Annotated in this window: 10 protein-coding genes; 8 read left to right on the top strand and 2 right to left on the bottom strand. The window is 73.0% G+C overall.

The features are described 5' to 3' along the window. Nucleotides 1–45: 45 nt before the first annotated feature. The gene (locus ACZ7P3_RS37815) at nt 46–1,053 is read right to left on the bottom strand and encodes a hydroxyacid dehydrogenase (RefSeq protein WP_472088760.1); all 1,008 of its coding nucleotides are present in this window, start codon (nt 1,051–1,053) and stop codon (nt 46–48) included. Between the two features lie 103 nt (nt 1,054–1,156). On the opposite strand from ACZ7P3_RS37815, the gene ACZ7P3_RS37820 reads away from it, so the two are divergent. The 8 genes from ACZ7P3_RS37820 to ACZ7P3_RS37855 all read left to right on the top strand — a co-directional run bounded on the left by ACZ7P3_RS37820 (nt 1,157) and on the right by ACZ7P3_RS37855 (nt 11,926). After that, the gene (locus ACZ7P3_RS37820) at nt 1,157–2,410 is read left to right on the top strand and encodes an FAD-binding protein (protein WP_472088761.1); all 1,254 of its coding nucleotides are present in this window, start codon (nt 1,157–1,159) and stop codon (nt 2,408–2,410) included. A 139-nt stretch (nt 2,411–2,549) separates the two neighbouring features. Then, on the top strand, nt 2,550–3,800 hold the full coding sequence (locus ACZ7P3_RS37825; RefSeq protein WP_472088762.1) for an ROK family transcriptional regulator: 1,251 nt from the start codon (nt 2,550–2,552) through the stop codon (nt 3,798–3,800). An 11-nt stretch (nt 3,801–3,811) separates the two neighbouring features. Continuing rightward, nucleotides 3,812–5,773 (top strand): glycoside hydrolase, encoded by a 1,962-nt coding sequence (locus ACZ7P3_RS37830; RefSeq protein ID WP_472088818.1) that lies wholly within the window; start codon nt 3,812–3,814, stop codon nt 5,771–5,773. A 7-nt stretch (nt 5,774–5,780) separates the two neighbouring features. Beyond that, complete coding sequence (locus tag ACZ7P3_RS37835) at nt 5,781–8,660, top strand: glycoside hydrolase family 2 TIM barrel-domain containing protein (RefSeq protein ID WP_472088763.1); 2,880 nt, start codon at nt 5,781–5,783, stop codon at nt 8,658–8,660. A 182-nt stretch (nt 8,661–8,842) separates the two neighbouring features. Continuing rightward, entirely contained in the window at nt 8,843–9,034 is a 192-nt protein-coding gene (locus ACZ7P3_RS37840) for a DUF397 domain-containing protein (RefSeq protein WP_472088764.1), read from the top strand. Further along, a complete protein-coding gene (locus ACZ7P3_RS37845; protein ID WP_472088766.1) occupies nt 9,034–10,572 on the top strand; it encodes a hypothetical protein in 1,539 nt (512 codons plus the stop codon). The genes ACZ7P3_RS37840 and ACZ7P3_RS37845 overlap by 1 nt, the downstream gene beginning before the upstream one ends. 60 nt (nt 10,573–10,632) lie before the next feature. Next, nucleotides 10,633–11,217 (top strand): TetR/AcrR family transcriptional regulator, encoded by a 585-nt coding sequence (locus ACZ7P3_RS37850; RefSeq protein ID WP_472088768.1) that lies wholly within the window; start codon nt 10,633–10,635, stop codon nt 11,215–11,217. Further along, nucleotides 11,210–11,926, top strand: a complete 717-nt coding sequence (locus tag ACZ7P3_RS37855) for an alpha/beta fold hydrolase (protein ID WP_472088769.1) — start codon at nt 11,210–11,212, stop codon at nt 11,924–11,926. The genes ACZ7P3_RS37850 and ACZ7P3_RS37855 overlap by 8 nt, the downstream gene beginning before the upstream one ends. On the opposite strand, the gene ACZ7P3_RS37860 is transcribed toward ACZ7P3_RS37855, so the two are convergent. After that, nucleotides 11,860–12,669, bottom strand: coding sequence for an isocitrate lyase/PEP mutase family protein (locus tag ACZ7P3_RS37860; RefSeq protein ID WP_472088770.1), 810 nt, complete (start codon nt 12,667–12,669; stop codon nt 11,860–11,862). The genes ACZ7P3_RS37855 and ACZ7P3_RS37860 overlap by 67 nt on opposite strands. Nucleotides 12,670–12,713: the final 44 nt, after the last annotated feature.

A 12,713-nucleotide genomic window follows, 5' to 3' on the forward strand; every position in this document is an offset into this window, starting at 1 on the left:
CGGCAGCCACGCCCTCCGCCGTCAGGCCGTCACGCCGTCACGCCGTCAGGCGGTCCGTTCGAGGTCCGCCTGGTCGACGGCGTACAGAAGTCCCTCGCCCGCGGCCAGCCGGGCCGCCTCCTCCACCACCGTCCGCCCGAGCCGGGCCACCTCGTTGCCCTGGGAGCCGGCGAGATGCGGTGTCACGAAGGCGTTGGGCAGGTCGAACAGGGGCGAGTCGGCGGGCAGCGGCTCGGGGTCCGTGACGTCGAGCACGGCGCTCAGGCGCCCGGTGCGCAGCTCCGCGATCAGCGCCTCGTGGTCGACCAGGGCGCCGCGTGCGGTGTTGACCAGTACGGATCCGGTGGGCACCAGGGCGAGTTCACGGGCGCCGATCAGATGCCGGGTCTCGGGGGTCTGCGGCGCGTGCAGGGTGACGATGTCCGAGGTGCGCAGCAGGTCGTCGAGGGGCAGCAGGGGCACACCGAGCCGTGCCGCCCCGGCCTGGTCGACGTACGGGTCGGCGAGGCTCACCGCGAGATCGTGGGGCCGGAGCAGTTCGATCAGACGGCGGCCGATGCGGGAGGCGCCGACGACGCCGACGCGGCGCCCGTAGTTGCCGATGCCGGTGACGAGGTCGCCGTAGGGGAAGCCGCGGCAGGTGCGCAGCAGGTCGCGGTGGGCGAAGACGTCCTTGCCCGCGAGCAGGATCACGGCCAGGGTGTATTCGGCGACGGGCAGGGCGTTGGCGGCGGCGGCCGAGGAGACGAGGATGCCGCGCTGCCACACCTGCGGGGTGGTGAAGCCCTTGACCGAGCCGGCCGCGTGCAGCACCGCGCGCAGTTTCGGGGCCGCGTCCAGGGCGGCCGTGTCCAGGCGGGGGCAGCCCCAGCCGGTGATCAGGATCTCGGTGCGGGCGAGTGTCTCGCGCACCCCCGCTCCGGTGAAGTCGTGCGCCACCGCGGTGGGGTCGATCTCCACGTGCTCGCGCAGCCGGGCGAGCAGCTCCGGCGGGAAGACGTGCGGCACGTTCTGGGCCGTCATGGCGAACAGCGCCTGGGGACGCTCGGGCAAGAAAGGGGCCTTCCGGGGTGCGTGACGCGCGGACAGCAACCGCTCTCTACGGTAGGTCCCGGCGCATGAGAGGGTCAACGCGGACGCGGGAGGGACGACAGGGATGACGGAGCCGGCGCAGACGGTCGCCAACTGGGCGCGCAACATCACCTATACGGCCGAGTCGTTCCACCGCCCGGACTCGTTCGACGCGCTCAGGGCCCTGGTGGCCGGCCGCGCGAGGGTGCGGGTGCTGGGCAGCGGACACTCCTTCAACCGGATCGCCGACCCGGGCGGCGGGGGCGTGCTCGTGTCGATCGCCGGTCTGCCGCCGGTGATCGACGTGGACGCGACGGCCTGTACGGTCCGGGTCTCGGGCGGCGTCCGGTACGCGGAACTCGCCCGCACGGTCCACGCGCACGGGTTCGCCCTGCCCAACATGGCCTCGCTGCCGCACATCTCGGTGGCCGGCTCGGTGGCGACCGGCACCCATGGCTCGGGGGTCGGCAACGGACCGCTCGCCACGGCGGTGCGGGAGGTGGAGCTGGTCACGGCGGACGGTTCGGCGGTGTCGATCGGCCGGGGGGACGCCCGCTTCGACGGCGCGGTGACCTCGCTGGGCGCGCTCGGCGTCGTCACCGCGCTCACACTGGACCTGGAGCCGTCGTACGAGGTCGAGCAGCATCTGTTCACCGAGCTGCCGCTGGCCGGGCTGGACTACGAGACGGTGGCGGCGTCGGCGTACAGCGTGAGCCTGTTCACCGACTGGCGGGAGCCGGGCTTCCGCCAGGTGTGGGTCAAGCGCCGTACCGATCAGGCCCCGGTGGACTTCCCGTGGGCCGAGCCCGCGACGCGGGCGCTGCACCCCGTGCCGGGAATGCCGGCCGTCAACTGCACGGAGCAGTTCGGGGTGCCGGGGCCCTGGCATGAGCGGCTGCCGCACTTCCGGGCGGAGTTCACGCCCAGCAGTGGCGCGGAGCTGCAGTCGGAGTACCTGTTGCCGCGCTCGGCCGCCGTCGAGGCGCTGCACGCCGTCGACGGCATCCGGCCGGCGGTCGCCGGCGTCCTGCAGACCTGTGAGGTGCGTACGGTCGCCGCCGATCCGCAGTGGCTCGGCCCGGCGCACGGGCGCGACTCGGTGGCCCTGCACTTCACCTGGGTCGAGGACACGGCGGCCGTTCTCCCGGTGGTCCGCCGGGTGGAGGAGGCACTGGACGCCTTCGCCCCGCGCCCGCACTGGGGGAAGGTGTTCACCGTTCCGGCGGCGGTACTCCGTGGACGGTACCCGCGCCTGGCCGACTTCCGGACGCTGGCCGAATCCCTCGACCCGACCGGCAAGTTCGCCAACGCCTTCGTCCGGGACGTGTTCGGGGACTGACGCGCACCCGAAGCCGGCCGGACTTCCTCCAGCCCCTTTCCTAACCCCTTGTCGAAAGCCCTTCCCGGCCCATAGCCTGACGTCGCACCGGTGCCGTTCTCGCCCCGGTCCGGCCCGAGGGGACGGGAGGGGCAGCCCCGTGAAGCGCACATCACGCGACATCCGCACCGCGAACCGCTACGAGGTGCTGCGCCAGATCATCGCCGAGTCTCCCACCTCCCGGCAGGAGCTGGCGGCCGCCACGGGGCTGAGCCTGGCCACCGTCGCCACGCTCGTCGGCGAACTGCTGGAGCTGCGTCTGATCACCGAGGTCGGCTTCGAGGACTCGGCCGGGGGCCGCCCGCGGGGGCTGGTCGCCGTCAACGCCTCGGGGGGCGCGCTGATCGGTGTCGACATCGCCGAGACGTACGTCCACGCCGAGCTGTTCGACCTGGCGCTGAACGTGCTGGCACGCGCCGACGAGGACATGCGGCCCGGCGAGAGCCGCCCGGAGCAGGTGGTCGCCCATGTCGCCGCCGCCGTCGGCTCGGTGGTCGCCCAGGCCGGGGCCGAGGCGGCCCGGGTGCTCGGCGTCGGAGTGAGCGTGCCGGGCCAGGTGGACCGGGACACCGGCGTCGCCGAGTACGCGCCCAACTGGGACTGGCACGACGTACCGCTGCTCGACCTGCTCGCCGGACACATCGCGTACCCCCTGCACCTGGACAATCCGCTGCGTGCCTGCGCGGTGGCCGAGCTGTGGTTCGGGGCCGCGCGGGGCCGCGGGGACGCCGTCGTGGTGAACCTCGGCACGGGTGTCGGTGCCGGTCTCGCGCTCGGCGGCGGACTGCACCGGGGAGTGAGCAACAGCGCCGGCGAGTGGGGCCACACCACGCTCGTGCTGGACGGACGGCTGTGCCACTGCGGCAACCACGGCTGTGTGGAGACGTACGTCGGCGCGCCCGGCATCATGCAGAACCTGCGCGAACTCAGCCCGCAGTCGCCGCTGTTGCACCCCGAGGACCAGACGGCCACCGTCGAGGCGCTGGCCCGGGCGCTCGCCGCGGGCGACCCGGTGGCGGTCAAGGTGGTCCGGGACACCGCCCGGTATCTGGGCGCCGGGATCTCCGACCTGATCAACCTCCTCAACCCCGAAGTGGTCGTGCTCAGCAGCTGGGTGGCGTCCCGGCTGGGCGAGCCGCTGCTCCGCGAGGTGCGCGCGGCCGTCGCCCGGCACGCGCTGCGCCGGCCGCTTGCCGCCACCGAGATCGTCCTGTCCCCGATCCCCACCGACCCGGTGTCCCTCGGCGCGGCCACCTTCGCGCTGGAGGGGGCACTGCAGTGCGTCGGCCAGAGGACCGGCGCCAAGCGCACCACCGTCCCCGCAAGGAGCCGTACCGCACCCCCTGCATGACGACGGAAGGGATGCACGTGTCCGACCCCCGCAGCGTTCAGCCCCGCACCGCTCCTCCCCGTACCGCTCATCCCCGTACCGCTCATCCCCGCACCGCTCATATCCGCCCCAGGAGATCCGTCCTGCTGACGGCAGCCGCGGCGCTGGCCGTCACCGGGCCGCTGCTCACCGCCCCGGCCGCGAGCGCCACCGCGCCCGCGACGGCCGAGGTCTCCCCCCATGCCGCGCAGACCATCGACGACATCGGCGCCTCGGGCGCCTGGTGGGTCAACGACCTCCAGCACTTCGCGCCCTCCGTCCAGGCCCGGGTGGCAAGGCTCCTGTTCTCCTCCGAAGGCCTGGACCTCAGCTCGTACCGCTACAACATCGGCGGGGGCGGCACCGGAGTCACCACCCCGGCCCGCGCCGCCGAGGACTTCCTCAAGCCCGACGGCTCCTACGACTGGAGCAGGGACAAGGGCGGCCGGACCTTCCTCGACCGCGCCGCCCAGTACGGCGTCGAAGACCTGATCGGATTCGTCAACAGCGCGCCCGCGCGGTGGACGACCAACGGGAAGAGCTGCGGCGGCCAGGTGAAGGCGGAGAACGAGGGGGACTTCGCCCGGTACCTGGCGGACGTGACCGACCACTTCGCCCGCAAGGGCGTACGGCTCGACTACATCAGCCCCTTCAACGAGCCCGACAACAGCTTCGCCGACTGCGGTCAGGAGGGCATGCCGGTCCCGGTCGACCAGCGCGACGACATCGTGCGCGCGCTGGGTGCCGAGCAGCGGGCACGGCACCAGAGGACCGGCATCATCGCGGACGAGTCCAGCAGGACGACCCAGTTCCGGGCCGAAGTGCCGCAGTGGATCGCCCGGCCGGGCACCGCCCCGTACGTCTCCAGGCTCGCCCACCACACCTACGACGACCCCGGCGACGGGGACCTCGGCCAGGTGTACGAGACGTCGGCGTCGGTCGGCAGACCCTCCTGGGCCACGGAGATCTGCTGCTTCGGCAGGGGCACGACGGGCTGGAACCAGGAGTACGACCCGACCATCGACAACGCCCTGCTGATGTCCCGGATCATCTACAAGGACTTCGCGAGCTCCCACGACTCGGCGTTCCAGTGGTGGGTGGCGCTCGCCGACGGCTACGGCAGCGATCCCCACACACGCAACGACGAGGGCTGGAACGACGGCCTGATCTACTACGACCCCGACTACGCGGCGAACGGCAACCAGAAGCTGTACTTCACCAAGCGGTACTACGCGCTCGGCCAGTACAGCAGGTTCGTGAAGCCGGGCTCGGTGGCGCACAACGTGACCGGGGCGCCGGACGGCGTGGAGGTGTCGTCCTACGACCGGGACGGCACATGGGTGGTCGTGGTGAACAACCACAACACCACGGACACCGCCCTGAACCTGCACTTCAACAGCCGGACGCCGGTGCGGTCCGTGCAGGCGGTGCGCACCTCCGCCGACGAGAACTGGGCGAGCGCCGCGAGGCCGGCCGTGCGCGGCGGCACGGCCACGGCGACGCTCGCGGCCCGTTCGATCACCACGTACGTCTTCGACCAGAAGGGGCACGGCGGTTCGGCGCTGACGGGTGCGCTGGCGGGCAGCCAGTCCGGCAAGTGCCTGACCGCCGACGACTCGAGCGCCGCCGTCGCCGCCTGCACGGGCGCGGCCGGGCAGGCGTGGTCGTACGACGCCCAGGGCACCCTCAAGGGGTCCGACGGGTATCTGACGGCCGGAGGTGCAGGGCTGACGACGGCCGCCGCGACCGGTGACGCCACCCAGCGCTGGCTGCTGAACGCCGACGGGCAGATCGTCAACGAGGCGACGGGCCGGTGTCTGGATGTCAGCGGACAGGCGACCGCCGACGGCAGCAGGGTGATCCTCTACAGCTGCAACGGCGGCGGCAACGAGGTCTGGACCAGGCAGCAGCCCCCTGCAGGGGATCGCGCCGACCGGTATCGAGGGCTGAGCTAGGAGACCGATGTCCATGCGCACGAGCACCGAGTACGTCGAGGACGTGTCGCCGGGATCGGGAGCGCTGCCGCCCCGGGCCCGGTACGCGTCCTCGGACGCCACGTCCCTTTCGCTGAACGGCAGCTGGCGCTTCAGGCTGTCGGACACGGCCGACGCCGAGGACGACTCCTTCGCACAGGAGGGGTACGACGCCGGTGGCTGGGCGGAGGTGGCGGTCCCCGGCCACTGGGTCCTCCAGGGCCACGGCTCCCCCGTCTACACCAACCACCTCTATCCGTTCCCGGTCGACCCGCCCCGGGTGCCCACCGAGAACCCGACCGGTGACCACCTGCGCGTCTTCGATCTGCCGGAGGACTGGCCGGCCGGCGGCGGGGCGGTGCTCCGCCTCGACGGCGTGGAGTCCTGCGCCCGCATCTGGCTGAACGGCACCGACCTCGGCGAGTTCAGGGGCTCGCGGCTGCCGCACGAGTTCGCGGTCGGCCATCTGCTGAGGTCCGCGGAGAACGTACTGGCGGTCCGGGTCCACCAGTGGTCGGCGGGCTCGTACCTGGAGGACCAGGACCAGTGGTGGCTGCCCGGCATCTTCCGCGACGTCACCCTGCTGCACCGCCCGGCGGACAGTGTCCTCGACTTCTTCGTGCACGCCTCCTACGACCATCGCGCCGGCACCGGCACCCTGCGCGTCGACTCCGACGTGGAGGGCCGGGTGACCGTGCCGGACCTCGGCATCGACGTGGCGACCGGCGAGCCGGTGACGGTGCCGGCCGAGCCGTGGTCGGCGGAGCGTCCGAGGCTGTACGAGGGCGTGCTGGCCACCGGGGGCGAGCGGGTGGCGCTGCGCATCGGCTTCCGCACGGTGGAGCTGTCGGACGGCCTGATCAAGGTCAATGGCACAGCGGTCCTCTTCAAGGGCGTCAACCGCCACGAGTGGCACCCGGTGAAGGGCCGCGCGCTCGACCCGGAGACCATGCGCGAGGACGTGCTGCTGATGAAGCGGCACAACATCAACGCCGTCCGCACCTCGCACTATCCGCCGCACCCCGCCTTCCTCGACCTGTGCGACGAGCTGGGCCTGTGGGTGATCGACGAGTGCGATCTGGAGACCCACGGCTTCACCGAGCAGCGCTGGCGGGGCAACCCCGTCGACGACGACCGCTGGACCCCGGCCCTGCTCGACCGTGCCGCCCGCATGGTCGAGCGGGACAAGAACCACCCCTCGATCGTCCTGTGGTCCCTGGGCAACGAGGCCGGCACGGGCCGGGGCCTGACCGCGATGGCCGAGTGGATCCGCGGCCGGGACCCCGAACGGCTCGTGCACTACGAGGGCGACCCCGACTGCCGTGACACCGACGTGTACTCACGGATGTACGCCGGCCACGCCGAGGTCGAGCGGATCGGCCGCGGCCTGGACGGCGGCACGCCCAAGCGCCGCGGACTCCCCTTCCTTCTCTGCGAGTACGGGCACGCCATGGGCAACGGCCCCGGCGGACTCGCCGACTACCAGCGGATCTTCGAGTCGTACGACCGGCTCCAGGGCGGTTTCGTCTGGGAGTGGATCGACCACGGCATCGAGGACGAGCGGTACGGCTACGCCTACGGCGGCGACTTCGGCGAGGAGCTGCACGACGGCAACTTCGTCTGCGACGGCCTGCTGTTCCCGGACCGGCGGCCCTCCCCCGGCCTGGTGGAGTACAAGAAGGTGATCGAACCGGTCGCCATCGAGGGCGACGGCACCGGTGGCACGGTGCGCATCACCAACAAGTACGACTTCGCCGACCTGTCGGCCCTGGCCTTCACCTGGGCGTACCAGGTGAACGGCGAGACGGTCGGGGAGGGCTCCCTCTCGGTGCCCGCGCTCGCGCCCGGGGAGTGGGCCGAGGTGAAGCTGCCCGAGCCGCCCGTGGCCGGTGCGGCCGGCGAGGCCCACTGGACGGTCCGGGCGCAGCTCGCGGCCGACACCCCGTGGGCGCCGAAGGACCACGTCGTCGCGTGGGGCCAGTTCGCCGTGTCCGCACGTCAGCTGCCGTCGGTCGCGGCGACCTGCGGGCCGGTGCCCGGCGACGCTCTGATCACCCTCGGTCCGGCCTCCTTCGACGCCCGCACCGGCGCCCTGCGCACGATCGGCGCCGTGGACGTCACCGGGCTGCGCCTGGACGTGTGGCGGGCCGTCACCGACAACGACGACGGCGCCGCCTGGCAGACCGACACCCGCTACGGCCTGCTGTGGCGCAAGCTCGGCCTGCACCGGATGCGGCACCGGCTGGACGCGGTCGAGGCGGGCGACACGGCGCTGACGGTCCGCACCCGGGTGGCGCCGGCCGCCCGGGACATCGGGCTGTCGGCCGTGTACCGCTGGACGTCGGACGGGAACCGGCTCCGGCTGGCCGTGTCCGTGACGCCGCAGGGCGACTGGACGGTGCCGCTGCCCCGGCTCGGCATCCGGTTCGGCCTGTCCGCGGCCGGCCCCGTGCAGTGGTTCGGCGGCGGCCCGGGCGAGGCGTATCCGGACAGCAGGCTGGCGTCCATGATCGGCCGCTGGCGGTCCACCGTGGACGACCTGCAGACGCCCTACGTCCGTCCGCAGGAGAACGGCGCCCGGGCCGACGTCCGCTGGGCGGAGATCGGCGGTCTGCGCATCGAGGGCGACCCTGAGTTCTGCTTCACCGCCCGCCGCTGGACCACCGAGCAGCTGGACGCGGCCGCGCACCTCACCGACCTCACCCCCGGCACCGCATCCGGGGACGGCTCCGCCGCGGCGGTGTGGGTCAACCTCGACCACGGCCAGCACGGACTCGGCTCGCAGTCCTGCGGCCCCGGCCCGCTGCCGCAGTACCACCTGCGGGCCGAACCCGCGCAGTTCTCGTTCGTCTTCTCGCCGATCGGCTGACAGACGCGGTCCTGCAGACCCCGGAGAACGAGTGGTCCGCCCCGTGCGCGGGGCAGCGCAACGGTCCGTGCCGTCGGCCCGCCGCCGATCGGCGTGCCCGCCCCGCGCCATGCGAAACTGCGTGCGCAGGCTCTCATGCCGGACGGCTCCCGGGGCCTGCTGGGGCGGATGCGAGGAGCGCTATGAGCACCACCGGACTCGACCGGTTCAAGAGCGGCCACGGCAGCGGCGGCTCCGGCGACTGCGTCGAAGCCGCCACCGGCCCCTCCCCCCTGCACGTCCGCGGCTCCGGGAACACCGCCCGTCCCCGGCCCGGCCTCGCCCCCGCCTCCCGCGCGGAGTCCGTGGCGCCCGCCGCCCTCGGTCGCGGGTGATGCAGGAGCCGTTCAACCGCAGGGTGCGTCTGGTGGTCGAGGTACGCGACGACCAGGACGAACTGGAGCTGGCGACGAGCGCGTTCGCCGCACAGGGATGGCGGGTGCGCCCGGCGCGGGACAGCGACGCGATCGACGCGGAGGGCGGATACACCGCGCTGGTCGTCGAAGTCCCGCTCCGGGGCTCCCGGCTGACGGCCAGGTCGATGGCCTGCGACCAGCTGACCGCGCTCGCCGCCCGGCGCAAACTCGACGTCTGGGTGCGCGAGGCCAAGCTGATACGGCCGAAGCCCGCCGAGCCGAACACCACGTACCACGTCCATCACAAGGTGCCGGACTCGGCGAGCCCTTCGCTGCGCCGGCTCGCCGAGCACTGGATAGCCGTCGGCGGGTGGGACGTACGCCATTCGCTGCACCTGCGCGGGGAGTACACCGAGGAGCAACGGGACCGCGCGTTCGCCGAGTTGAGCGGGCGGAACATCGGCGGTGCGCCGTTCGACCCCGATGCGCACGGCATCCGCCGCGCGATCGGGCCCCGGCCCCGCGACGGTTCGGCCGAGCCGCACCGCAAGGCGCTGCTGGCCGCCGTGGCCGGGGTGGTCGCACTCATCAGTCTGGCGTGCGGAATCGTGCTCGGCGCGGTGGCCACGCCCTGGCGCTTCCTCACGCTGGCCTGGCCGCTCGGTATGTGCTGGCCGGTGGGCACCTGGGTGTCCGCCAACGAGCCGCGGCCCTGGCTCGTCCGGCTGGGGATCGGCGTGGCCCTGGTCTGGAGCCTGACCGCGTTCGGGTTCGTCTGGGGAGACACCCAGCCGATGGGGCTGTCCAGACAGTTCGCCGGGATCCTCCTCACCCTGCTCATCGGCTTCACGGCCTTCGGGCTGTGGTACGCGCTGAGCGAGTCCTGGTTCAGCCGCAACATGCAGTGGTTCCTGCCCGTCCTCGCGGCCCCGTTGCCGTTCGTACTGCCGTGGGCCGGATCGTATCTGCACTCCGCGTACCTGGAGGAGCGCTTCGGGATCCCGGCCGACTCGGTGCACGTGGCCTTCTACTGGCAGTACGCCGTGGCGCTGCGGCCGCTCGGGCTGGCCATGGCGTGTTCGCTGATGCTGGTCGCGCTGGGCGGCTGGGCCCGTCACTTCAACCTCCAGACGGGGGCGAGCGGACTGGTCCGCTGGGTCCTGCCGTTGATGGTGCTGGTCACCGTGCTGTCCGTGGCGATCGAGGCGCTGACCGGTGTGGACGAGGCCGCCGACAGAACGATCGCGGACGCCGCCGCGGGCCAGCGCTATCCGGCCGCGTACTTCGGCATCCGCGGCGAACTCGTCTGCATCCGGCCGCTCGAAGCGAAGATCTCCGTCATCAACGGCCCGGTCCCGACGGCCCACCCCGTGCTCTCCTTCCAGGCGAGCGGCGACACCGTCTGGCTCTGGGACCCGGACCCGGCGCGGGGCAAGGACACGTCCCGGCACGCCCTGCGCCTGAGGGCGGAGGACGTGCAGCTGGTCGCCGCCACCGGCAGGCGCTGCGCACCCTGAGTGACACCAAAACCTAGACCCTCTAGGATTGTTCCTGAGGATCCTAGGAGGAGGTGTCGAATGGCCCGTGCGGGACTCACCGCCGACCGGCTGGTCGCGGCGGCGGCCGACCTCGCCGACGAGGCAGGCTTCGAGAACGTCAGCCTGTCCGCGCTGGCCCGGCGCTTCGGCGTGAAGGACGCGAGTCTGTACTCGCACGTCCGGGGCCTGAGCGATCTGCGGACCCGGCTCGCGCTGCACGCGGGCGGCGAGCTGATCGACCGGATCGCGTCGGCCGTGGCCGGGCGGGCCGGCAAGGACGCGCTGGCGGCGTTCGCGGGCGCCTACCGGGCCTACGCCCTGGAGCACCCCGGCCGGTACGCCGCCACCCAGATCCGTGTCGACCAGGCCCTGATCGCCGACTCCCCCGCCATGCGCCGCACGGCCGAGATCACCTACGGCATGCTGCGCGCCTACGGTCTGGACGAGCCCGACCTGACGGACGCCGTACGCCTGCTGCGCAGCACCTTCCACGGCTACTGCGCCCTGGAGTCCGCCGGCGGCTTCGGCGCCGCCCGGGACGTCCAGGCCTCCTGGGACAGGGCGGTCGAAGCCCTGCACCTCGCCCTCGCACACTGGCCCCGGGAGACGGAGAGCGATGACTGAGCCACTGCACCACGACGTGACGGGCAGCGGTCCCGTCCTGCTGCTCGTGCCGGGCGGCGCCGGGCACCCCATGGGTCTCGGGCCGCTGACCGAGCGGCTGGCGCAACGCTTCACCGTGGTGACGTACGACCCGTTGGGGCTCGCCCACGGGCGGCTCGGCCTGCCGGTTCCGGACCAGCGGCCGGCGCACTGGAGCGACGGGGCGCACCGGGTGCTGGAGGCGGTGCTGCCGCGGGGCGAGCGGGCGTATGTGTTCGGGACCAGCTCGGGCGGCATCGCCGTCCTGGACCTGCTCGCCCGGCATCCGGGGCGGCTGGCGCACGTGGTGGCGCACGAGCCGCCCTGTGTGACCGTACTGCCGGACGGTCCGGAGCAGCGTGCGGAGCTGATCGGCGGGCTGGACGGTCCCGGCCGTCCGCCCGCCGAGGGCGCTTCCGCGACCCCGATGGGCGTCTTCCTCGCCCATGTCCTGCGCCCGTTCAGCGCCAGTGTCCCCTCCGTCACCGCGCCCGAGCGCCGTCTCACCCTCGCCGCCGGAGCCGACTCGCGCGGTCAGCTCCTCCATCGCACGGCGGAGGTGCTCGCGGACCGTTTCGGCAGCACCCTGGTGGAGTTTCCGGGCGGTCACCTCGGCACCCTGGATCACCCCGTGGACTTCGCCGACCTGCTCACCCGGACGCTCCTGTCCGGCGCGCACACCTCGGCGTAGGACGGTGTCGTACCGCCCGGCACCCGCCCGGCCGCGATGTCGGCCACCGCGTCCAGTGCCGCCCCCAGCGCCCGCCGGTAGAGCAGCGAGCCGAGGCTGATGCGGCGGACGCCGAGGTCGGCGAGCCGGGACACCGTGGGGCCGGTGGGCGAGTAGAGGATGTTGAGCGGGGCGTCGATGTGCCCGACGAGGGCGGCGATCCGTTCCGGATCGCTCAGCCCGGGCACGAACACCCCGTCGGCGCCCGCCTGCCGGTAGGCGTCGAGGCGGCGCAGGGTGTCCTTCTCGTCGCCGTCGCCCAGCCAGTGGGTGTCCGTACGGGCGTTGACGAACAGGCCGGGCACGGCGGCCTTCACCGCGGCGATCTTCGCGGCGTGCACGGGGACGGGACCGAGGCCGTCCTCCAGGTTGATGCCGGCGACCCCGGCCGACCACAGCCCGGCCGCCAGCTCGGCGACGTCGTCCGGATCCGCGCCGAATCCGTCCTCGGCGTCGACCGAGAGCAGGTAGGGCTCCGAGCCGAGCGTGACGGCGAGGCGCAGGGTCTGCTCACGGGTCGCCCCCTGGCCGTCGGGCAGTCCGGCGGCCGCCGCCACGGCGAGGCTCGTCGTACCGATCGCGGGAAAGCCCCGGGCCGCGAGGGCGGCGGCCGAGGCGTGGTCCCAGGCGTTGGGCAGGAGCAACGGCTCGCCGGGCCGGTGGTGGAGGCCGGCGAAGGACGTCACGGCAGGCTCTGCGGTCATACGACCACGCTAGGCGCCCTTCGGTTCGGCGACCGCCGAACCGT

It is taken from the genome of Streptomyces sp. NPDC107581 (assembly GCF_055657175.1).

Coding starts and splice junctions, on each gene's coding strand:
- ACZ7P3_RS37855 (WP_472088769.1), top strand. CDS start 11,210: ATGACTGAGCCACTGCACCACGACGTGACGGGCAGCGGTCCCGTCCTG.
- ACZ7P3_RS37845 (WP_472088766.1), top strand. CDS start 9,034: ATGCAGGAGCCGTTCAACCGCAGGGTGCGTCTGGTGGTCGAGGTACGC.
- ACZ7P3_RS37860 (WP_472088770.1), bottom strand. CDS start 12,669: ATGACCGCAGAGCCTGCCGTGACGTCCTTCGCCGGCCTCCACCACCGG.
- ACZ7P3_RS37830 (WP_472088818.1), top strand. CDS start 3,812: ATGCACGTGTCCGACCCCCGCAGCGTTCAGCCCCGCACCGCTCCTCCC.
- ACZ7P3_RS37835 (WP_472088763.1), top strand. CDS start 5,781: ATGTCCATGCGCACGAGCACCGAGTACGTCGAGGACGTGTCGCCGGGA.
- ACZ7P3_RS37820 (WP_472088761.1), top strand. CDS start 1,157: ATGACGGAGCCGGCGCAGACGGTCGCCAACTGGGCGCGCAACATCACC.
- ACZ7P3_RS37850 (WP_472088768.1), top strand. CDS start 10,633: ATGGCCCGTGCGGGACTCACCGCCGACCGGCTGGTCGCGGCGGCGGCC.
- ACZ7P3_RS37840 (WP_472088764.1), top strand. CDS start 8,843: ATGAGCACCACCGGACTCGACCGGTTCAAGAGCGGCCACGGCAGCGGC.